Raw genomic sequence first — 22,117 nt, 5'->3', positions numbered from 1 at the left:
TCAGCCCGCGTGCAGTTCCTGCTTCACCCGCTCCGCCAGCGTCTTGATGTCCAGCGGCTTGGGCAGGAAGGACACGCCCGTCTCGTCCTGCAGCAGGTCCGAGAAGTCGCTCTCGGCATAGCCAGAAATGAACATGACCGGCGCGTCGCCCAGATATTTGCGCGCCTTCTTCAGCAAGGACGGCCCATCCAGTCCCGGCATGATGACGTCCGAGATCATCATGTCGATCTGGCCGGCGTGTTCCTCGGCCAGCAACAGGGCCTCCTCGCCGTCGGCGGCCTCGATGACCTCATAGCCGCGCTGACGCAGCAGCCGGGCGGCGATACCGCGCACGGCGTCCTCGTCTTCGACGAACAGGATGCGGCCGGCGCCCGACAGGTCGCGCGGCGCCTTGGCCTTGACCTCGACCGGCTGAACCTCGGCCAGCTCCGCCTCGCCCGCCGCCGGCAGGAAGATGCGGAAGGCGGCTCCAGCCCCCTCGATATTGCTGACCGTGATATGGCCGCCCGCCTGCTGCACGATGCCATAGACGGTGGCCAGACCCATGCCGGTGCCCTCGTTCACCGCCTTGGTGGTGAAGAAGGGTTCGAAGATCTTGTCCGCCAGTTCGGGCGGCACGCCGGGTCCGGTGTCCGACACCTCGATCAGGGCCACCTCGTCCGTCGGCGCATCGACCCAGCCCAGGGCCCGCGCCTCGTCGCCCGTCAGGCGGCGCGTGGCGATGGTGACGACGCCGGCGCCCGGCTCGACCACGCCGCGCATGGCGTCGCGCGCGTTGACGGCCAGGTTCATCACCGCCGTCTCCAGTTGAGACTTGTCCGCCAGCACGACCGGCAGGTCGCGTCCGTAGTCGGTCTCCAGCCGCACGTCCTCGCGCAGCAGCCGCCGCAACAGGATAGCGAACTCGCCCACCAGTTCACCCAGGTCCAGCCGCTCGCGCCGCACCGTCGACTTGCGCGAGAAGGCCAGCAGTTTGCGCACCAGATCGGCCGCGCGAATGGCCGTCTGACGGATCTCGTTCAGCCCCTCGTACGAAGGATCGCCCACCGGGTGCCGTTCCAGCAGACCCGAAAGCTGGAGCTGGATCGCCGTCAGCAGATTGTTGAAGTCGTGCGCGACGCCCCCGGCCAGCTGGCCCACGGCCTGCATCTTCTGCGCCTGGTTGAGCTGAAGCTCCATCGACTTCTGACCCGAGACGTCGAACAGCCAGATGCGCCGCTTGTCGCCCTCTGGCGCCACATACAGATGCAGCATCTTGTCGGGATAGGCCCGCGCGACCAGTTCGATCGGGCCCGACGATCCGCCCGCCAGCTTCAGCCGCGCCTCGGCGATTCCGCCCGGATCGAACAGATGCCCAAAGGCTGCATCGCGCGCCGCCCCCGGTCCGGTCAGGACCGCCAGCGCCGGATTGGCCTCTTCCGCGCGGCCAGAAAACAAGTCGTCGCCGCCGATCACGGCCGAGCCGAAAGGCGCCCCGGCGGCCATGGCCCGCGCCTCGCCGGTCGCCGCGGCGGCGGGCGTGTGAACAGGTGCGGCGGCGATGGGCAGGACGGCGTCCGGCGCGGCGCGCATCAGGAACCGGCCCTCGCCCGTCTTGCCATCGCCGATCTGGCCGATGACGACCTCGACCTCGCGCTGTCCGATCATGACGATGGCGCGGCCCGGCTCGCCTTTGCGCGCCTGGGCGAAGGCCATGTAGAGCGCCTGGGCCGACTTGCCGCGCGGCAGGGCGCCGGTCGCCCCATTGGCCTCGGACCAGGCGGCGTTGAAGGCCAGGATCTGCCCTGAATCCCACACCAGCGCCGCCGGTTCGGCCATGGCGTCCAGCACCTCGATGGCCGCGTCGCTGCTCGGCTTGGCGTCCGCCGCCCGGCGGAAGCCGAACAGACCGATCAGGGCGATCGCGCCCACGGTCAGAATCAGCACCAACCCCGGCGCCGAGGTCGGGTTGGCGCGAAACGCCGGATAGGCCAGCGCCGCAATCGCCGCCACGACGCCGAACGCCATCACGCCGGACAACAGGTCGAACGAAGGGCGGCGGGTGGACGTCATACAGCCTCGCGAATCAGTGTTGCGATCATACGCCCAAATCCTGACGCCGCCTTACCGGCGCTTGCGGGACTGGAAGACGAAGCCGATGATCTTGGCGGCGGCGTCGAAATGTTCGCGCGGAATGACCTCGTCCACCTCGACGGTGGCGTACAGGGCGCGCGCCAGCGGCACGTTCTCGACGATCGGCACGCCGTGCTCGGTCGCCACTTCGCGGATGCGCAGGGCCAGGGCGTCGACGCCCTTGGCCACACAGATCGGCGCGCCGTCGCCCTGATCCGGCTCATAGCGCAGGGCGACCGAATAGTGGGTCGGGTTGGTCACGATGACGGTGGCCTTGGGCACATTGGCCATCATCCGCTGGCGGCTGCGCTGCATGCGGATCTGCTTCAGCTTGGCCTTGATGTGCGGGTCGCCTTCGGACTGTTTGAAGTCTTCCTTCAGCTCTTCCTTGGTCATCCGCATCCGCTTGGCGAAGCGCATCTTCTGCCAGATGAAGTCGGCCCCGGCCGTGGCGCCCAGCAGGATGATCGACGCCACGAACAGCGAGATGGCCATGTCGCGCGCCAGCGGCAGGATCGCCAGCGGACTGATCGAGGCCATGTTCTCGAATTCGCGCAGGTGCGGCTTCAACACCATCCAGCACACGGCGCAGACGGCGATCAGCTTCAGGAAGGTCTTGACGAACTGCGCCAGGCCGTCGGGGCCGAAGATGCGCTTGAACCCCTGCATCGGACTGACCGCCGACCATTTGGGCTTCAGCTTTTCGGCCGTGAAGATCAGGCCGGATTGGGCGACATTGCCCCCGACCCCGCCCAGAATGGTCGCCAGCATGACGGCTCCCAGAAAGGGCGCCACGGCCCAGACGGCGCGCACCATGATCTGGTTGCCCGCGCCCGAGTTCAGCACGCCCAGCATCTCGTGCGGGGCGGCGATGAAGGGCAACATCTGTTCGGCGATGGACGAGGCGAACCAGCCTCCCCCCATCAAAATCACCGCCGCCGCCCCCGCCAGCGACAGCACCTGGGCGACGTCGGGCGACTTGGCCGCATCGCCCTTCTTTCGGGCGTCCTCAAGCTTTCGCGGGGTCGCCTCTTCGGTTTTCGACTCGGGATCCGCGCCTTCAGCCACCAGGGCCTCCCAGCACGAAATACTCCGCCAGACGGCGGTAGCGGTCGATGAAGAGGGTGCCCAGCGCACCCAGGCTCAGCGCGAAGATCGACAGGCCCAGGATCACGCTCAAGGGCGCGGCGGCGAAATAGACCTGGAACGACGGCATGACCCGCGCCACCAGCCCGGACGCCAGGTTGAAGATCAAGGCGAAGACCAGCACCGGCGCCGACAACTGCACCCCCAGCAGGAAGCTGTCGCCCAGGGTCCGCACCGCCATCTGGGTAAAGTCGGCCATCATCAGCGGCTGGGCCGGCGAGATCAGCCGATACGAGCCCACCATGCCGGCGATGAACAGGTGGTGGGTGTCGGTGGCGAACAGCAGCGTCACCCCCAGCAGGGCTAGAAAGGCGGCGATGGTCGAGCCCGGCTGGGCCTGCATCGGATTGGCGGTCTGGGCGAAGCTGAGCGTCGTCTGCAGCGACACGATTTCGCCCGCCGTCGCCAGGGCGCTCATGAACATGCGTAGCAAAAGGCCGATCATCAGGCCCACGACCACCTCGCGGATGATCCACCCGACCATCAGCCCCATGCTGTCCGGCAAGCCCGGCAGCGAACCGCGCACCACCGGCCACAACGCCAGACTGATGACCAGGGCCAGCGACAGTCGCACGCGCGGGGGCACATAGGCCTCGCCGAAGCCGGGGATCAGCATCAGGATCGCCGCGATCCGGGCGAAGATCAGCCCCCCGGCCCAGACCTGATCAGCGGTCGCATAAGCGTCCACTACATCCCCGCGATGCGGGCCGCGATCTGGCGCATGAAGCCGCCCAACAGGGCGCCCATCAGCGGCAGGAACAGGATCAGGCTGACGAAGATGGCGATGATCTTGGGCGCATAGATCAGGGTCTGTTCCTGGATCTGCGTCAGGGCCTGAAACAGGCCGATCACCACGCCGACGACCAAGCCGACCAGCAGCACCGGCAGGCACAGCTGGATCGTCAGCCATATGGCGTCGCGCCCAACGTCCAGAACTTCCGCGCCGTTCATCGGCTGCTCCCAAAACTACTGGGCAGAAAATGCCGACAGGATGGTTAACAGGCCGCTAACCAGACGCGTCTTCGTCTAGACCTGACCACGGAAAAACCTCGTCGGCGGCCTTGAACGGCGCCGCTTCGATGCCGACTTCCCCGCCTTCGCCTTGAGGAGCGCCAGCCATTCGATTTCAGACGAATTAGACGAATTAGACTCTCTTTTTCCGACTCCACCGTCTGAACCCGCGTCCGCCTCGTAATGGGACGGCTCGCCCTCTCCCCTTCCCTCAAGCGCTCCGCTATCTAGGCCGCCATGACAGACGCCCCCGCCTCCAAAGTCTCCCAGGCCGACGCCGAAGCCGCCGTCCGCACCCTGATCGAATGGGCCGGCGACAACCCGGACCGCGAAGGTCTGCTGGAAACCCCCGCCCGCGTCGCAAAGAGCTACCGCGAGCTTTTCCAGGGCTATGAGGTCGATCCGCTCTCCTATCTGGAGAAGACCTTCGAAGAGACGGGCGGCTACGACCAGTTGGTCGTGCTGAAGGACATCCGCTTCGTCAGCTTCTGCGAGCACCATATGCTGCCGGTCGTGGGCAAGGCGCACGTCGCCTATCTGCCGACGGACCGCGTCGTCGGCATCTCCAAACTGGCTCGGGTCGTGCGCGGCTTCGCGCGGCGCCTTCAGATCCAGGAGAAGATGACCTCTGAGATCGCCGAAGCCATCCAGACCGTGCTGAAGCCGCACGGCGTCGGCGTGGTCATCGAGGCCGAGCACAGCTGCATGACCCTGCGCGGCGTCAATGCGCCCGGCGCCAGCCTGTCGACCAGCCACCTCATCGGCGTCGTCCGCGACGACCCTCGCACCCGCGAGGAATTCCTTCGGCTGGTGCGGGCCTGATGTTCGCCTGACAGGCGAACTGGCCCGACGCTTGCGGTGAGGGGATCAAAGGAGGCGCTGACGATGCCCTGGTCCCTGATTTCGACCCGCAATGAGACAGTTCAGATCGCGCGCGGCGGCTGGCTGGACGCGCTGCGTTTCATCGTGGCCTTCCTGATCATCCTGCATCATTTCCAGGCCGCCGGTCCCGAACCGCTCGCCCATCTGATCAATCCGATCTTCGAACGCGGCGGCTTCCTGCTGACCAACTTCTTCCTGATCGACAGCGGCTATGTGCTGATGCGCGTCTATGGCGCGGCGGTGGACAAGGGTCGGATGTCGCCTGCCGACTTCTTCCTGAAGCGGTTCCTGCGCGTCGTGCCCGCCCACCTGATCATGGGTTTGTCGCTGGTCGCCTTCGTGCTGCTGGCGACCGCCACCGGCTCGCCGCCCCGCAATCCCGAATGGTTCGCCTGGGATCAGCTGCCGGCTCAGCTGCTGCTGCTGCAATCCTATGGCGTGCATGGCGGCCTGGGCTGGAACGCCCCGACCTGGTCGATCTCGGCTCTGATCGGCTGCTATCTGGCCTTCCCCTGGATCATTCGCGGCCTGATGCGTCTGGGTCCGTGGTCGGCCCTGGCCGTCGGCGTCGGCGTCTATCTGATCGCCAACCAGCTGTGCTGGTCGTTCCTCGGCTATCCCGTCTATCAGATGCCGATGCGCTACGGCATCATCCGCGCCCTGCCGCTGTTCTTCCTGGGCATGTGCCTGGCCTGGTTCGCCCAGAAGGTCTGGATCGCCCCGCGCCTGGCCGGCTGGGCCGGGGTGTTGGCCGCTGTCGGCTTCTTCGCGCTTCAACTTCACGACAAGCACGCCCTTTTCGCCCTGACCCTGATCTCGATCATCATCCTGGCCGCCGGCGCCGTGCCTGTGACCAAGCCCTCGAAGTGGGTGGAGACGGCCGCCATGGTCTCCTTCTCCATGTTCATCTCCAACGAGGTGGTCCGCATCGTCTGGTTCGGCGTGGTCAATGCGGTCGAGGCGCGCGTCGCCTTGCCCCTCTTCGTTCAATGGGGTCTGTGGGGCCTGGGCGTCGTGGCGGCGGTCGCCTTCGCCTTCGCCTTCCACTTCGCGATCGACAATCCGATCCAGACCCGCATCCGCGCCTGGCTGAAGCGTCGCAGCGCCCGGCGCGGCAAGGCGCAACCCAAGCTCGGCCCGGTCATCTCCATCGACGGCTGACTGCCCTGTGCGAGCGGTGATCCTCGACCCCAAGGTCGCCTTAGCGACCGACGATCCTCGACCAAAGTCGCTCTCTCCACCCGCCCCGCTCTCGGTCAATGTCGGCGTCCACGCATCCTGAAGGATGTGCAGAACGGCCGATAACGGCGACACGGGAGGAAATGGATCATGGCAACCGACGCACCCCTTGCGTCCGGAGGAGAGGAGCACACCGTCGATCGCAGCGATCGCCTGGTCATCCTCGCCTCATCGGTCGGCACCGTCATCGAGTGGTACGACTTCTATCTCTACGGCTCTCTGGCGGCGATCATCACCGTCCAGTTCTTCTCCGGCGTCAACGAAACCACCGGCTACATCTTCGCCCTGATGGCCTTCGCCGCCGGCTTTGCGGTGCGGCCCTTCGGCGCCATCGTCTTCGGGCGGCTGGGCGACCTGTGGGGACGCAAGAACACCTTCCTCGTCACCATGCTGCTGATGGGTCTGTCGACCTTCGTCGTCGGCCTGTTGCCGCCCTATGCGGTCATCGGCATCGCCGCGCCCATCATTCTGGTGCTGATGCGCCTGATCCAGGGTCTGGCCCTCGGCGGTGAATACGGCGGCGCCGCCACCTACGTCGCCGAGCACGCCCCGCAGGGCAAGCGCGGCTTCTACACCTCCTTCATTCAGATCACGGCGACCGCAGGCCTGGTGCTGAGCCTCGTGGTGATCCTGAGCGTCCGCCTTGCGGTCGGCGAAGAGGCCTTCGCCGCCTGGGGCTGGCGCATTCCGTTCCTGGTTTCGATCCTGCTCTTGGGCGTCTCCCTGTGGATCCGCCTGAAGCTGGCCGAAAGCCCGTCGTTCAAGAAGATGAAGGCCGAGGGCAAGGGCTCCAAGACCCCGCTGAAGGACAGCTTCGGCAAATGGCCCAACCTGAAGATCGTGCTGATCGCCCTGCTGGGCCTGACCGCCGGCCAGGCCGTCATCTGGTACACCGGTCAGTTCTACGCCCTGTTCTTCCTGGAACGGGTCATGAAGGTCGACGCCACACTGGTCTATGTGCTGCTGACCATCGCGCTTGTGGCCGCTTCGCCCTTCTTCATCTTCTGGGGCTGGCTGTCGGACAAGGTGGGCAGAAAGCCGATCATCCTGGCCGGCTGCCTGATCGCGGCCCTGACCTATTTCCCGCTGTTTAACGCCCTGACGCAGGCCGCCAATCCGAAGTTGGCCGCCGCCGCCGCCTCGGCGCCGGTCACGGTCTATGCCGATCCGGCCGACTGTAACCTTCAGTTCGATCCCGTGGGCAAGACGGTGTTCAACCACTCCTGCGACGTGGCCAAATCCTATCTGGCCAAGGCGGGCGTGACCTACACCAACGTCGCAGCCCCGGCCGGTACCGTCGCCGAGGTGCGTATCGGCGATCAAGCCGTCATCCCCAGCTTCCGGGGCGACGCCATGGCCCCGGCCGACTTCGCCGCTCAGAAGAAGACCTGGGACAAGAGTCTGGGCGAGGCCCTGACCGCCGCCGGCTATCCGGCCAAGGCCGACAGCGCCCTGGTCAACAAGCCGATGGTGGTGCTGATCCTGTTCATCCTCGGCTTCTATGTGACCATGGTCTACGGACCAATCGCGGCGGCCCTGGTCGAGATGTTCCCGACCAACATCCGCTACACCTCCATGTCCCTGCCCTATCACATCGGCAACGGCTGGTTCGGCGGCTTCCTGCCCACCACCGCCTTCGCCATCGTGGCGGCGACGGGCAACATCTATTCCGGCCTCTGGTACCCGATCGTGGTGGCCCTGGGGACGGTCGTTCTGGGCTTCCTGCTGGTCAAGGAAGGCAAGGATGTCGATCTGAACGCCTGATCCTGCTTTCAGGCGGAATGAAGGGCGGGTCGTCGCAAGACGGCCCGCCTTTCGCTTGTGAAACACCCCGTGCCCGGTTCAGATGCCCCGATGTTCAGCCTGACGATCCTCGGCCTGGTCGCCGCCTATATGGCGGTGCTGTTCGCCGTCGCCTGGTCCCAGGAACGGCCGTCGGCGCGCGCGCGCGGCAAGGGCCTGGGGCCGTCAGTCTACGCCCTGTCGCTGGCGATCTACTGCACCTCATGGACCTACTATGGCGCGGTCGGCACGGCGGCGCGCGACGGGTGGGAGTATCTGCCCATCTACATCGGCCCGGTGATCGGTCTGACGTTGCTGTTTCCGCTGTGGCGCCGGATCGCGGCGGCCGCTCGGCGCGAGAACGTCGGCTCCATGGCCGACTTCGTGGCCTCGCGCTACGGCAAGAGCCAGACCTTGGGCGCGGCGGTCACCGTCGTCGCCATCCTGGGGTCGCTGCCCTATATCGCGCTGCAACTGAAGTCGCTGTCGATGGCCGGCGCCCTGCTGACCGCCGGCACGCCGGTGGCAGGGTCCGAAGGTCTGACGGTCTTGGTGCTGGCTGGCGTCCTGGCCTTCTTCGCCATCCTGTTCGGGGCGCGCCGTCCCGATCTGACCGAGCACAATCGCGGCCTGATCCAGGCCATCGGTCTGGAGTCGATGGTCAAGCTGGGCGCCCTGCTGTTCGTCGCCGTCTTCGCCCTGGTCCTGCTGCTGAACGAAGGCTCGCCCCCGCGCATCATCGAGGGCCTGGGCGCCCTGGCCGCGCCGCCCGAGATCACGCCGCGCTTCACCGCCATCACCCTGCTGTCGACCCTGGCGATCTTCTGCCTGCCGCGACAGTTCCACGTCGCCTTCGTCGAAGGCGGTCAGCCGTCGGATGTGAAGCGGGCGCGGTGGATCTTTCCGCTCTATCTGCTGCTGACCAGTCTGGCGGTGCTGCCGCTGGTGGCGGCCGGCGCCTTGTTCGCGCCGTCGGTCAACCCGGACCTGCTGGTGCTGGCCCTGCCGTTCCAGCGCGGCGAGACCCTGCTGACGGCCGTGGTCTTCGTCGGCGGCTTCTCGGCCGCCACCGCCATGGTCATCGTCGAGGCCGTCGCCCTGTCGGCCATGGTGTCCAACAGCCTGATCCTGCCGTTCTTGGCGCGCGAGCGTTGGCGGGTGCGCGGCGACGCCTCCGACATGGCGGGGACCATTCTTCAGGTGCGGCGCGGGGCCATCGTCGCGGTCCTACTGCTGGCCTGGCTCTATTATCAGGCGACGGATCAGTCGCGCGGCTTGGCGGCCATGGGGCTGGTGTCCTTCGCGGCGATGGCCCAGCTGGCGCCGGCCCTGTTCGGCGCGGTCCTGTGGCGGGGGGGCCATGCGCAAGGGGCGCTGGCGGGCATGACGGTCGGGGTGGGCGTCTGGATCGTTATGCTGGCGCTTCCCCAGCTGTCGCCCAGCGCGCCCTGGCACCTGCACGTCATGCTGGGGATAGGCGACCCGCTGGCGCTCGGCGTCTTCGTCAGCCTGGCGCTGAACCTGGCGGCCTATGTCGGCGTGTCGCGCTTTGCTCAGCCCCGCTTGATCGACCGGGTTCAGGCCCGCGCCTTCGTGGATCGGCTGGGACCGGACTGGATGGAGGCCCGGCCCGCGCCGTCGGGCGCCTCGGTCGGCGATTTGCGCGCCCTAGTCGCTCGCTTCATCGGCGACGAACGGGCCGAGCGCGCCTTCACCGCCTGGGGCGATGAGACCGCTGCCAAGCTGCGTGACGCCGACCCGGCCGATGCGGCCCTGGCGCGCGCGGCGGAGCGGATGCTGGCGGGCGCCATCGGCGCGGCCTCGGCCCGGCGGGTCATCGCGGCGGCGCTGGCCGGCGTCGGGCGCGCGCCCGAGGACGTGGTGCGGATGCTGGACGAGGCGTCCCAGGCGGTTCAGTTCAACCGCGACCTGCTGCAGACCACGCTCGACAATATCGACCAGGGCGTGATCGTGGTGGACGAGGATCTGCGCGTCACCGCCTGGAACAGGCGCTACGTCGCCATGTTCGACCTGCCGGCCGGCTTCGTCCACGTCGGCCTGCCCATCGCCGTCATCTATCGGCTGAACGCCGAGCGCGGCGAGAGCCCCGACGACATCGAGGCCTGGGTCGAGCGGCGGCTGGAAGCGCTGAGCCGCCGCATTCCCCACGACCACGAACGCCAGCAACCCGACGGCCGGGTGCTGCGCTCCTCCGGCGCGCCGATCCCCGGCGGCGGCTACGCCACCAGCTACACCGACATCACCGCCCTGCGCCAAGCCGCGCGTGAGCTGGAAGAGGCCAACGAACGGCTGGAGGCGCGCGTTGCGGACCGCACCGCCCGGTTGGACGAGGCCCGACGCGTCGCCGAGGACGCCACGGCGTCCAAGACCCGGTTCCTGGCCGCCGCCAGCCACGACCTGCTGCAACCGCTGCACGCCGCCCGCCTGTTCATCGCCGCCCTGAAGGAGGAGCCGGCGTTGGAAGACGCGACCAGCCGCACCCTGGCCGTCAACGCGGACCGCGCCATCGACAGCGCCCACCGTCTGCTGACCGCCCTGCTGAACCTGTCCAAGCTGGAGGCCGGCGGCGTGCGGACCAATGTCGCGCGGCTGTCGCTGGGCGGCCTGTTCGACGAACTGCGCCGCGAGTTCGCGCCCGTGGCCGAGGCCAAGGGTCTAGACCTGACCGTGATGTCCAGCCGCCTGTGGGTCGCGTCCGACCGTGATCTGCTGCGCTCCATGCTGCAGAATCTGGTGGCCAACGCCATCCGCTATACGGATACCGGCCGGGTGTTGGTCGGGGCGCGTCGGCGGGGCGAGACGGTGCAGTTGTTCGTCTGCGACACCGGACGCGGGATCCCCGACACCGAACACGAAACCGTCTTCGGCGAGTTCGTGCGTCTGCCGGGCGCCGTCGATGAGCCGGGCGCAGGCCTGGGCCTGGCGATCGTGCGCCGCCTGTCCAGCCTGCTCGATCACCCGCTGGAGCTGAGTTCACGTTTGGGACGCGGCACGACCTTCCGCATCACCGTGCCGCGCAGCGCGGCCGACCTGCCCGCCGAGGCGCCGCCGGTGCGCGAGGCGCGCCTGCCGCTGGCGGGCTTGCGCGTGCTGTGCGTGGACAATGAGCCGGTGATCCTGGACGCGCTGAACGCCCTGCTCACCCGCTGGGGCGCGCGGCCGACGCTGGTCGCCAGCGTCGAGGCGGCCAAGACGGCGCAAGGGCCGTTCGACGCCGCCGTGGTCGATCTGCATCTGGGCGACGGGCCCGAAGGGTTCGCCGTCATCGACTGGCTGAGGCCCCAGGGCGTGCGCCGCATCGCCCTGGTCACGGCCGATACCCGCGACGGGCTGAACGAACAGGCCACGGCGGCCGGCGCCGTCCTTCTGCCCAAGCCGATCAAGCCGGCGGCGCTGAAGGCCTTCCTGTCGAGCTAGGAGTTGGCGAGTTAAGCCGGGTCCAACGACTTGGCCAGGATCACCGCCTGGGTCCGGTTGTGAACGCCCAGCTTTCGAAACACGCTGGTCAGGTGCGCCTTGATGGTGGCTTCGGAAACACCGAGGTCGAAGGCGATCTGCTTGTTCAGCCGGCCGGCCTTCAGCCCTTCGAGGATCCGCAGCTGCGACGGCGTCAGGCTGGCCACGCGGCCGGCCAGATCGTCGTCGGCCTCGGGCACATCCGGCGCCCAGCTGTCGCCGGCGAGAATGGCCGCGATCGCCTCGACCATCTGCGGCAGGGACGAAGACTTGGGAATAAAGCCGGCGGCGCCCAGACCCAGGGCGTGACGCACCACCGGCGCGTCCTCGCTGGCCGAGACCACCGCCACCGGCACGGTCGGCTGTTCGGCCCGCACGGCGGCGAGCCCCGCCATCCCTTCGCTGTCCGACAGCTTCAGATCCAGCAGCAACAGATCGACGGGCCCCGCGACCATCGCGGCCCGGGCTTCGGCCAGGCTGGCGCATTCCACCACCTCCGCGCCCGGCGTCGCCTTGTCGACGGCCGAGCGCAGGGCGGCGCGAAACAGGGGATGGTCGTCGGCGACGACGATGCGATCCATGGGCTTCCTTCCGTGCGCGGCGTCTGACCGGCCGCGTCGTCGCCATCATGGCGCGGTTCGACTTTGGTCGAAATTAGACCAATGGCCAATGGCTCCCCGAGGCCGGAGGCGGAAAGGTCGTCAAAGGGACGCCCGCGCGAGACGGGCGCGGGAGGTTCATCATGATCAAGACAAGCCTGATGGCAGGAGCCGCCGCCGTCGCGCTGATGGCGACGCCCAGCCTGGCCTCAGCCCAGGACCAGGCCGCGCTCGAGGCGCGCATCGCTCAGCTCGAAGCCCAGTTGAACGCCCTGAAGTCCGAGGTCGTCGCCGCGCGAACCCAGCAGGCGGCGCAACAGCAGGACATCATCCGCCTGGAGACCCGCCCCGCCGCGCCCGCCCCGGTCCAGCAAGCGGCGGCGCCCGCCGCACCCGGCGACGGCTTCCGCATCGGCGACCACACGGTCAAGTTCGGCGGCTTCGTCAAGGTGGACGCCTACGCCACTCGCTATTCCGGCGGCGATCCGGTCAATGGCGACGCGCTGCGTGAATTCCATATTCCCGGCTCCATCCCCATCGGCGGGACCGATGAGGATACGGCGACCGACTTCAACGCCCGCCAGACCCGGTTCTGGCTGACCACCGACGGCATGATCGGCGGCCACAAGATCGGCACCCGGATGGAGATGGACTTCCAGACCCTGCCCGGCGCCGGCGACCAGCGCACCACCAGCCCGGCCAACCCGGCCCTGCGTCGCGCCTTCATCACCATCGACAACTGGCTGATCGGGCAGGAGTGGACCAACTTCCAGAACACCGCCGTCCTGCCTGAATCCGCCGACTTCATCGGCGCGGCGGAAGGCACCGTCTTCGCCCGTCAGGTCCAGGTTCGCTACACCCGCGGGCCCTTCTCGGTCTCGGTCGAGAACCCCGAGACGACCGTGACCCCGTTCGGCGGCGGCGCCCGCATCGTGGCTGACGACAACAGCATCCCGGACTTCACCGCCCGCTATGCGGTGTCCAAGCCTTGGGGCGACTTCCAGATCGCGGGCCTGCTGCGCCAGCTGAAATACCAGAGCCCGGCCAGCAACATCGATTCCACTGCGACCGGCTGGGGGCTGTCGGCCTCGACCAAGATAAAGGTCGGCGCCAATGACGATCTGCGCCTGATGGTGACCGGGGGCGAGGGCATCGGCCGCTATGTCGGTCTCAACTTCTCCAACGACGCGGTGCTGAACGGCTCGGGCGATCTGGATGCGATCGGCGTCGTCGCCGGCTTCGCCGCCTATCGCCACGTCTGGGCGCCCGGCTGGCGTTCCAGCCTGATCTGGTCGGCGCAGAAGGTGGACAACGACACCGGCTTTACAGGCCTGGCCGCCAACCGTTCGGCCCAGAGCCTCCACGCCAACTTGATCTGGTCGCCGGTTACGGCGTTTGATGTCGGGGCCGAGCTGATGTTCGCAGACCGCGAGATCGAAACCGGCGCCAGCGGCGACATGACCCGTTTGATCCTGTTCGCCAAATACGGATTCTGATTTGATGCCGGAGACGTCTCGCGTGCCTGATCCCGCCCTCTATCCCGTCCCTGCCGACTGGGCCGCCAAGGCCCATATGGACCGGGAAACGTATGAGGCGGCGCGGATCGCCGCGCGCGAGACGCCGGACGCCTTCTGGGCCGAACAGGCCAGACGTCTGGACTGGATCACGCCGCCGACCCGGATCAAGAACGTCTCCTTCAACAAGGATGACTTCCGCATTCGCTGGTTCGAGGACGGCGTCCTGAACGTCTCGGCCAACTGCATCGACCGGCACCTGCCCCACCGCAAGGACGAGACGGCGATCATCTGGGAAGGCGACGATCCCGCCGACAGCCGCCATATCACCTTTGGCGAACTGCACGCCGAGGTGTGCCGCATGGCCAATGTGCTGAAGGCGCATGGGGCCAAAAAGGGCGACCGGATCACCCTGTATCTGCCCATGATCCCCGAGGCCGCCTACGCCATGCTGGCCTGTGCTCGGATCGGCGCCGTTCATTCGGTGGTGTTCGGCGGCTTCTCGCCCGACAGCCTGTGCGGCCGGATCGAGGACTGCGGCTCCAACCTGGTCATCACCGCCGACGAGGGTCTGCGCGGCGGCAAGCATGTGCCGTTGAAGGCCAATGTCGACGAGGCCCTGACGAAGGTGAAGGTCGACACCGTCCTGGTCGTGCGTCGCACCGGCCGCGACGTGCCGATGATCGAGGGCCGAGACTTCGACTACGCCCTGGAAGCCGCCAAGGCCGACGCTGACTGCCCGCCCGAGGCGATGAACGCCGAGGATCCGCTGTTTATACTCTACACCTCCGGCTCGACGGGCAAGCCCAAGGGCGTGCTGCACACCACGGGCGGCTATCTGTTCTGGGCCGCCTGGACGCACGAGCTCGTCTTCGACTATCGCCCCGGCGAGGTCTTCTGGTGCACCGCCGACGTGGGTTGGGTCACGGGCCACTCCTATATGGTCTACGGCCCCCTCGCGAATGCGGCGACGACCCTGATGTTCGAGGGCGTGCCCAACTATCCCGACGCCGGCCGCTTCTGGCAGGTGGTGGACAAGCACAAGGTCGAGATCTTCTACACGGCACCCACGGCTCTGCGCGCCCTGATGCGCGAGGGCGATGCGCCGGTGAAGGCCTCTTCGCGCGCTTCGCTGCGTCTGCTCGGCACGGTGGGAGAGCCGATCAACCCCGAGGCCTGGCGCTGGTATCACGAGGTGGTCGGCGACGGCCGTTGCCCCATCGTGGACACCTGGTGGCAGACCGAGACGGGCGGCCATCTGATCACCCCCCTGCCCGGCGCCACCGACCTGAAGCCCGGATCGGCGACCCTGCCCCTGCCCGGCGTCGAGCTTCAGATCGTGGACGCCGAGGGCCAGCCGCTGGAGGGCGCCGTCTCCGGCAATCTGTGCATCACAGACAGCTGGCCGGGCCAGATGCGCACCGTCTATGGCGATGATCAGCGCTTCTTCGACACCTATTTCTCGACCTATCCGGGCCGCTACTTCACCGGCGACGGCTGCCGCCGGGACGAGGACGGCTATTACTGGATCACCGGCCGGGTGGACGACGTCATCAATGTGTCCGGCCACCGGATGGGCACGGCCGAGGTCGAGAGCGCGCTGGTCCTGCACGACGATGTCGCCGAGGCGGCGGTCGTCGGCTATCCCCATGACATCAAGGGCCAGGGCATCTACGCCTATGTCACCCTGAACAAGGGCGCCGAGGCGACCGAGGATCTGAGGAAGGCCCTGGTCGCCCACGTCCGTCACGAGATCGGCCCCATCGCCGCCCCCGACGTGATCCAGTGGGCGCCGGGCCTGCCCAAGACCCGGTCGGGCAAGATCATGCGCCGCATCCTGCGCAAGATCGCCGAGAACGAGATCGGCGCGCTGGGCGACACCTCGACCCTGGCCGACCCGTCAGTCGTGGACGATCTGGTCAAGAACCGCGCCGGGGCCTGATGACGCGGGTTCAATGCGGGGGCTGATGCGCCTATCTGTGCGTCACCCCGCCGCAGCCTGAGCCATCCATGCCTCGTTTCCTGTCCCGCCTGCCGATCGACGGCTATCTGCTGGCCCTGATCGGCATGGTGATCCTGGCGGCGCTGTTCCCCGCCAGCGGACAGGCGGCCGTGGTCATGGACTGGGTGGTCAAGGCCGCCATCGCCCTGCTGTTCTTCCTGTACGGCGCGCGGATGTCGCCGGCGGCCATCGGGGCCGGCCTAATGCACTGGCGGCTTCAGGGCACGGTCTTCCTGTCGACCTTCCTGCTGTTTCCGCTGCTGGGGCTGGGCCTGGTCTTTCTGATGCGAGGATCGCTTCAGCCCGATCTGCTAACAGGGATGCTGTATCTGTGCCTGCTGCCGTCCACGGTGCAGTCGTCCATCGCCTTCACCTCCATCGCCGGTGGCAATGTCGCGGGCGCCCTGACCAGCGCCAGCCTGTCGAACCTGCTGGGCGTGATCGTGACGCCGTTGCTGGTCGCCCTGCTGATCGGCGGCGCCAACGGCGGCATCCATCTGCAGTCCATCTTCGACATCGGCCTGCAGATCCTGGCTCCCTTCGCCGTGGGCCAGCTGTGCCGCCCCCTGCTGAAGGACTGGCTGACCCGCCACGCCAAGCTGACGGGGCTGGTGGACCGCGGCTCCATCCTGCTGATCGTCTATGCCGCCTTCAGCGAGGGCGTCGTCGCCGGCGTCTGGTCCCAAGTCGCGCCGCTGGATCTGGCCAAGGTCATCGGCCTGAACATCGCCTTGCTGGCCATCGTCCTGGCGCTGACCCTTTTCGCCGGGCGCGCGCTGCAGTTCGATCGGCCCGACCGGATCGTCATCCTGTTCTGCGGCTCCAAGAAGAGCATGGCCACCGGCATCCCGATGGCCGGCATCCTGTTCGCCGGTCACGCGGTGCCGCTGATCGTCCTGCCGATCATGCTGTTCCACCAGATCCAGCTGTTCGCCTGCACCATCATCGCCCAGCGCTATGCGCGTGAGAATGAAGCGGTGGCAGTCATCGAACAGACCGCATAGGTCCGGCGCGACTTGAGCTAAATCAGAGATTAGGCCGGGTCCGCTTCAGTATTCCTGTGCACATCATCATGCTTTCCGACGCATTAACGTCGGCGATCAAGGTTAAGCCGCGTTAGGCGTGTTCGCTCGCGTGACCTTAACGCGCGGCGTTCTAGTGTTCCTCTGCAATGTGCAGATCGGAACCGCAGATGACCCAAGGTATCCTTCGCGCTCTCGCCGCCGCCACGCTCGGGCTCGGCCTGGTCGCCGCCGCCGCTCCCGCCTTCGCCGGGCCGACCGCAGGCGGCACCTATCGCCTTCGCGCCACCGTGCCTGTCGCGTGCTGGGTCAAGCCCACCTCGCCGGTCCTGGCCGCCGCCGGTCGCTCTGGAGAAGTGGTCGAGGCCTGCAACAGCCCCGGCGGTTTCACCGTCTCGGCCCAGTATCGCCCGTTGTCGCTGACCGAAAAGGCGGTGATGTTCTACGGTGACCGGACGTTTGATCTGGACAAGTCCGGCATGCAGACCCTGCGCCGCTCCAGCATCGCGACGATCCGTTCGGTCTCCTATCGCTTCGACGACGTCGAACTGGAACAGCCGCTGATCCTGGCCCTGACGATTCAGCCGATCTGATCGACGACCATATTCATCCCAATTGAAAAGAGGCGGGGACGCGCAACGTCCCCGCCTCTTTTTGTTTCGCGACGGCGCTTAAAGTGCGGCGACCGTGAAGGTCAGGATGTCGGAATAATCGCCGGCGCGCTTGCCGGTCGTGCTGCCGACGCTGATCGTCAGCGGATAGTCGTCCAGCCGCGCGCGACGCGACACCACATCGACCCGACCGCCGCGCGACAGGTCCATGTCGCGATCGCCCAGCACCAGACCATAGGGCACATACCATTCGCTTGCGCCCTGACGCAGGCGGCCCTGGTTCTGCGACGCCACCGAGACGCTATATCCGGCCGTGCTCAGAACATAGAGGGTCGTGCGCAGTTGCCGAACACCTTGGGTCAGTTCCCCCAGGTCGATCGTCGGTGTGCCGCCGTTACGACGAAACTCGCCCTTCAGACCCATGACGGCGGCCGAAGGCACCTGGAGGCTGAGCGTGACGGGTTTTTCCGCCAGCGGTCGGCCGTCCGGTGTTTCCAGATTGATGAAGGCGTTCTGGGAATAGAGACCCGCCGACAGGGTCTCAGCCGGGGCGGCGGTAAAGGAGAAGCGCATCAGACCCCGCTCGCCCGCCGCCAGGTTCAGGGGCCGCACCCCGATGCGGCGCGCGCTCTGGCCCGCGCGCGGCGTGACATCCGCGCCGCCACGCTCGTCGACCAGGGCGTAGGCCATGCGCTGGGCGCCGGCTTCGTTGACCAGACCGAACTGCTCGCCGCGCAGTTCGACGCGGCTGACGGCGGTGCAGGGTCCGTCGCCCTGGTTCACCACGGCGACATCGAATTCCTGCACGGCCACGTCCTGATCGAACGGCTCGTAGCGCATCATCCATTGATCGGCGCCGGATTCGATCACCAGTTGACAGCCCGGCGCGGCCTGGCTGGGCGCGGCCGCCATCAAGGTCGCCGTCGCAGCAGCGGCGGCCAGGAGCAGGGCGGATGTACGATTACGGGACATTTCAGCCTCCTCGGCTAAGTCTTGGGCTCAGGCTTCGGGCACGTCGAGCGGAACGGTAATTGTCTCGAGATCGAGCAGACCTTCGTTGTCCGCGGGAACCGTAAACTCGAACCCGAGCGCCGGCGTGGAGAACAGTTCGACGCGATAGCGCTTGCCCGGCTCCAGGTTCTGCACCGCAAACCGTCCAACCGAGTTGGTGAAGAACAGTTCGGGCTGTGCGTTCGCATCATCAAGGGGCGTCACACGACCCGAGATCAGCGACACAGGACGGTTTTGGTTGCCGACCAGACGGCCCAGCGCGCTGACGAACTTGGCGCTGCCGACCTGGATAGCGTAGCCGCTCTTGTAGGTCGGACGGACGCGCGCGATGCCGTCGCCGATGTTGTAGCCCAAGGGCGCGTCGAGCACGTCATAACGCACCGACTGGTTCACATAGGCAGTCAAGTTGTTCGCCACCGCGCCGCCCAGCAGGCCGCTGCGGCCCGTGTAGCGACCGCCTTCGAAGCTGTCGCCGACGATGACGGGATGATCGTCGATGCTCTTGTGCGGATAGACGATGGCGAAGCTGTCGTAGATGTTGCGGCCCACAGCGACCTTGCCCCCGGTCGTCGAGATCGACGATCCGAAGCGCAGATTGGTGATCTGCTCCTGCGTAATGTTCGAGAAGTCCCGCCCGAACGCCGTATGGCTCAGGCTGGCGTCAAAGCGGTTGCCGACATAATCGACCTGGCCCGAAACGGTCGCGGGACCATCGTCATAGGTGGAGGCCAGCGAATAGCCGAAGGAACCGACGCGGTTCTCGCTGGACTGCTGCGCGCGCACACTGCCGCTGTTGCGGGCCGAGTTATAGCGACCTTCGACACGGCGATCGTAACGCGGCTGCCAGATCAGGGCGAAGGTCGCGCCGAAGCCGCCGGACTGGAAGCCGCCGAAGCTGGCGCCGAAGTCGGAGTACTCCAGCCCGACCTGCGCGCTCCATTCCGGCGCGAACCGGTAGGTGGAGGTCGCGTTGATCGAATAGGAATCGTCGATCAGATCGCTTCGGCTCATCCGATAGGAGGCGCTGACGTTCGCCAGCCAGTCCTGCGAGAACTGGTGCGAATAGCCGCCGGAGAACACCCATGACGTCGGGTTCTGACCGGTCGGATTGCCGATGGAGGAGAAGTCTTCCGAGGTGAAGTCGGCGACGACGGTCCAGCTATCGAAGGTCTCGCCCAGATCGACGACGTGGTCGTAACCCAGCGCAAAAGCGTAGCCGACGCCGGGGTCGCCGTTGCTGGCGGCGGCGTCCAAGCGAACCCGCGCGCCGTTGCGAAGGATCAACTGGCTCTGGCCCGACAAGGTCTGGGCGTCCTGCGACGCCTGGAAGCCGACGCCCACAGCAGGTCGGTTCTCGAACGCCTTGCGCCAGAAGCCGGTGAAGGCCAGTTCGCCTTCGGAATAGTCGGGCGATCCGAAGATGCCGTTGTTGATGGCGCCGAAATAGGCCCCGTATTCGTAGTCGCCCGGTTCAAGCTCGATGGCGTCCAGATAGGCGCTGTAGGCGACCGTTTCGGCGCGGCCTGAGTCGTTCTGGATTTCCAGCTGGATGTCGTTGGAGCCAGTTTCCAGCGGCAGGTTGGTCAGGTCGTACTGGCCGGGATCAAGGCGAAACTCGCGCACGAACACGCCGTTTCTCAGCACACGGATCGTCGAGGCTTCCTGCAGCACCAGCTGACGGCCGCCGGCCAGGACATTGTTGCGGAACGAGTCAAAGCGTTGACGCTGGCGCGACACGCCGACCCCGCCGAGCTGCGAGAAGCCCTGACGACCGCGGATTTCGGGTTCCAGATCGCCGAGATACCAACGGCGATAGTCTTCGGGCTGATCAAAGACGAACCGGGCGTAGCGACGCTCGACATTGTATTCGCCGGTGAACAGATCCTCGCGGCCCTGAACGTCGGCTTCGAAAACCAAACGCTTGTAGCGGATGGCGCCGTTCAGGAAGACGCTGGGCTTACTGACATCGCCCGTCGATTCCCGACGCTGGATCGAGACGTTGCTGTTAAGATAGGCGCTGAAGGGTTCGGGCGGCAGGCCCGGCGTTTCCGGCTTGCCGCCGCGAAACAGCGACTCGACCGTCCGCTTCGTCGGATCAATGCGCAAGACCAGAACGGCCAACTGTTCCGGATCATAGTCCAGCTGAATGCCGGTGTCGTTGATCTCCTCCGGCGCAAACGACGTGACGCCTTGCAGCCGCGTCGCGAGTTCGGTCTGGGCTTCCGGGGTCAGCAGGGGATCGATCAGCGTCTTGAACCCCGCTGTGTCGACAATGAAACGGTCGTCACGCGTCAACACGACCGGAAGTTCACCCAGCACGCGGCTGTTGAAGTTCAGCGGCACCGTCATCGGGATGTCGCGATCGTAGGGGTTGATGTCGCGACGTTCGCGCGGTGCGGCAGGCGCAGCAGCAGTCGACGGCGTTTGCTCGACCGGAGCCGGCGCCTCGGGCGTAGGCCCGGCCACCGTTGGGGCGGGCGCTGGCTGGGCGGGCGCCTGCATGGCTTGAGCGCCGGAGGCGGCTTCGCCAGCCGCCAGACTGGCTCGGTTAAGAGCCGCCGTAGCATCCTCTGCCGCCTGTTGGTAAGCCGCGTTAGCCGCCCTGACGGCGGCCAACGCCGATGATTCCGGAACGCACGCCAGCCCCCAGGCCAGTGCAAGAACCGAGACGCCCCCCAGCGCTCTCATCGTCCGAACTTCAACGTGACGGGCTTGGCGGGATCCAGCGCCGTGCCAGTGGGCAGTTTAAAGGTTCTCTTGCCGCCACCGGGAGCCAGATAACCGACGCCAACCGTTTTGGAGATTTCACCGCTGTCGTACTCGCGGCGGAAAGGCTGGCCGGCGGTGTCCGTGCCTTCCACGATCCAAGTGGCACCGCTCATCAAGGCATAGCGCTTGCCGGTGTTGGACACGACGATCTCGATGCCGGGTTCGGCGGGCGGCGGAGGCGCGGCCTGACCGTTGGTGAGGGTGGGATCGATCTCGGGCGCCGGCGGGCTGACAAGGGCGGGCGTCACCGAGACGACCTCGACTTTCGGTTCGGCGCCAGGCGGCGCCACGACGATCAACGCCTTCATTGTGTAAAGGACCTGGACCGACACCGCGCCGCCGCTCTCGGGCGTGGCGGTCGGGTCGGTGGCGACCGGCAGCTGGCGGACCCATAGGTAATAGGCGTGGGAGGTCTCGATCTTGGGATCGCCGACCCATTGAACTCGAACCACCTGACGACCATTGACCGGGACCAGCCCTTGGGGCGGGAAGACCAGGAAGTCGTCGTCAGCGTCCGTCTCGGTCACATTACCGTTGGCGTCGATATCCATGCGCGTGATGCGTGTTTCGAACGGCAAGGCGACGGACCCGACATTGCCCACCTCGATCCGGGCGGCCGATCCGGCGCCGGTCGTGGTCAGTTCGGACACCATCGGCGACACGCGCATGGCCCACGCGGCACCCGCGATCGCCATGATCACAAGTGCAACCGCAAGCACGCCGATCATCAGGGCGATAGACCTGCCCCTGCGAACGCTGAACGATGAAGACATTGTGCTACTTCCCCCGAAGATCGGTCTGACGCCGGCTTGAGATTCCCGTCGCGAGCCGCCGCGCCCAGGCTGCTGCAAGCGTCGCGCCAGCTTGACTTAAGTATGGCGTAACAATGGTGACTGAAACGCAAACAGGGGGGACATGCAGACCCCCCTATCGCCGTTTC

General features: G+C 66.8%; 16 protein-coding genes. 8 read left to right on the top strand and 8 right to left on the bottom strand.

From position 1 onward, the window contains the following. The 4 genes from cckA to fliQ are packed head-to-tail and all read right to left on the bottom strand — an operon-like array spanning position 1 to position 4,209. Positions 1 to 2,052 carry a cell cycle histidine kinase CckA gene (gene cckA, locus BVE01S_RS15605; protein ID WP_055806826.1) on the bottom strand — a complete coding sequence of 684 codons (2,052 nt, stop codon included), beginning with the start codon at positions 2,050 to 2,052 and terminating at the stop codon, positions 1 to 3. Between the two features lie 51 nt (positions 2,053 to 2,103). Beyond that, positions 2,104 to 3,180, bottom strand: a complete 1,077-nt coding sequence (gene flhB / locus BVE01S_RS15600; protein ID WP_055753861.1) for a flagellar biosynthesis protein FlhB — start codon at positions 3,178 to 3,180, stop codon at positions 2,104 to 2,106. Next, positions 3,173 to 3,946: a flagellar biosynthetic protein FliR gene (gene fliR / locus BVE01S_RS15595; protein WP_066629549.1), complete on the bottom strand. Its 774-nt coding sequence runs from the start codon at positions 3,944 to 3,946 to the stop codon at positions 3,173 to 3,175. The genes flhB and fliR overlap by 8 nt, the downstream gene beginning before the upstream one ends. Then, a complete protein-coding gene (gene fliQ / locus BVE01S_RS15590) occupies positions 3,946 to 4,209 on the bottom strand; it encodes a flagellar biosynthesis protein FliQ (RefSeq protein ID WP_017505641.1) in 264 nt (87 codons plus the stop codon). The genes fliR and fliQ overlap by 1 nt, the downstream gene beginning before the upstream one ends. Before the next feature lie 297 nt (positions 4,210 to 4,506). On the opposite strand from fliQ, the gene folE reads away from it, so the two are divergent. From folE to BVE01S_RS15570, 4 genes are all read left to right on the top strand, one after another. Then, complete coding sequence (gene folE, locus BVE01S_RS15585) at positions 4,507 to 5,091, top strand: GTP cyclohydrolase I FolE (RefSeq protein WP_066629547.1); 585 nt, start codon at positions 4,507 to 4,509, stop codon at positions 5,089 to 5,091. A 63-nt stretch (positions 5,092 to 5,154) separates the two neighbouring features. Then, positions 5,155 to 6,312 (top strand): acyltransferase family protein, encoded by a 1,158-nt coding sequence (locus BVE01S_RS15580; protein WP_066629545.1) that lies wholly within the window; start codon positions 5,155 to 5,157, stop codon positions 6,310 to 6,312. A gap of 168 nt (positions 6,313 to 6,480) precedes the next feature. After that, on the top strand, positions 6,481 to 8,154 hold the full coding sequence (locus BVE01S_RS15575; protein WP_055753857.1) for an MFS transporter: 1,674 nt from the start codon (positions 6,481 to 6,483) through the stop codon (positions 8,152 to 8,154). A gap of 90 nt (positions 8,155 to 8,244) precedes the next feature. Continuing rightward, a complete protein-coding gene (locus BVE01S_RS15570) occupies positions 8,245 to 11,610 on the top strand; it encodes a hybrid sensor histidine kinase/response regulator (protein WP_066629542.1) in 3,366 nt (1,121 codons plus the stop codon). 11 nt (positions 11,611 to 11,621) lie between these two features. On the opposite strand, the gene BVE01S_RS15565 is transcribed toward BVE01S_RS15570, so the two are convergent. After that, positions 11,622 to 12,230, bottom strand: a complete 609-nt coding sequence (locus tag BVE01S_RS15565; RefSeq protein WP_066629540.1) for a response regulator transcription factor — start codon at positions 12,228 to 12,230, stop codon at positions 11,622 to 11,624. Positions 12,231 to 12,391: 161 nt separating this feature from the next. Here BVE01S_RS15565 and BVE01S_RS15560 point away from each other — a divergent pair, with 161 nt between their 5' ends. The 4 genes from BVE01S_RS15560 (at position 12,392) to BVE01S_RS15545 (ending at position 17,379) form a co-directional block, all read left to right on the top strand. Beyond that, positions 12,392 to 13,744 (top strand): DcaP family trimeric outer membrane transporter, encoded by a 1,353-nt coding sequence (locus BVE01S_RS15560; RefSeq protein WP_066629538.1) that lies wholly within the window; start codon positions 12,392 to 12,394, stop codon positions 13,742 to 13,744. Between the two features lie 4 nt (positions 13,745 to 13,748). Next, positions 13,749 to 15,704, top strand: a complete 1,956-nt coding sequence (gene acs, locus BVE01S_RS15555; RefSeq protein ID WP_066629598.1) for an acetate--CoA ligase — start codon at positions 13,749 to 13,751, stop codon at positions 15,702 to 15,704. Between the two features lie 68 nt (positions 15,705 to 15,772). Continuing rightward, entirely contained in the window at positions 15,773 to 16,768 is a 996-nt protein-coding gene (locus tag BVE01S_RS15550) for a bile acid:sodium symporter family protein (RefSeq protein ID WP_066629535.1), read from the top strand. Between the two features lie 188 nt (positions 16,769 to 16,956). Next, complete coding sequence (locus BVE01S_RS15545; protein WP_039246275.1) at positions 16,957 to 17,379, top strand: hypothetical protein; 423 nt, start codon at positions 16,957 to 16,959, stop codon at positions 17,377 to 17,379. Between the two features lie 78 nt (positions 17,380 to 17,457). On the opposite strand, the gene BVE01S_RS15540 is transcribed toward BVE01S_RS15545, so the two are convergent. The 3 genes from BVE01S_RS15540 to BVE01S_RS15530 are packed head-to-tail and all read right to left on the bottom strand — an operon-like array spanning position 17,458 to position 21,872. Then, the gene (locus BVE01S_RS15540; protein ID WP_066629532.1) at positions 17,458 to 18,369 is read right to left on the bottom strand and encodes a hypothetical protein; all 912 of its coding nucleotides are present in this window, start codon (positions 18,367 to 18,369) and stop codon (positions 17,458 to 17,460) included. Positions 18,370 to 18,396: 27 nt separating this feature from the next. Then, positions 18,397 to 21,096, bottom strand: a complete 2,700-nt coding sequence (locus BVE01S_RS15535) for a fimbria/pilus outer membrane usher protein (protein ID WP_205678462.1) — start codon at positions 21,094 to 21,096, stop codon at positions 18,397 to 18,399. Beyond that, positions 21,093 to 21,872, bottom strand: coding sequence for a fimbrial biogenesis chaperone (locus tag BVE01S_RS15530; RefSeq protein WP_055753849.1), 780 nt, complete (start codon positions 21,870 to 21,872; stop codon positions 21,093 to 21,095). The genes BVE01S_RS15535 and BVE01S_RS15530 overlap by 4 nt, the downstream gene beginning before the upstream one ends. Positions 21,873 to 22,117: the final 245 nt, after the last annotated feature.

This window comes from Brevundimonas vesicularis NBRC 12165 (assembly GCF_001592205.1).
In the GTDB taxonomy this organism is placed as follows: domain Bacteria; phylum Pseudomonadota; class Alphaproteobacteria; order Caulobacterales; family Caulobacteraceae; genus Brevundimonas; species Brevundimonas vesicularis.
This window is presented reverse-complemented; position numbering and strand designations above follow the sequence as displayed.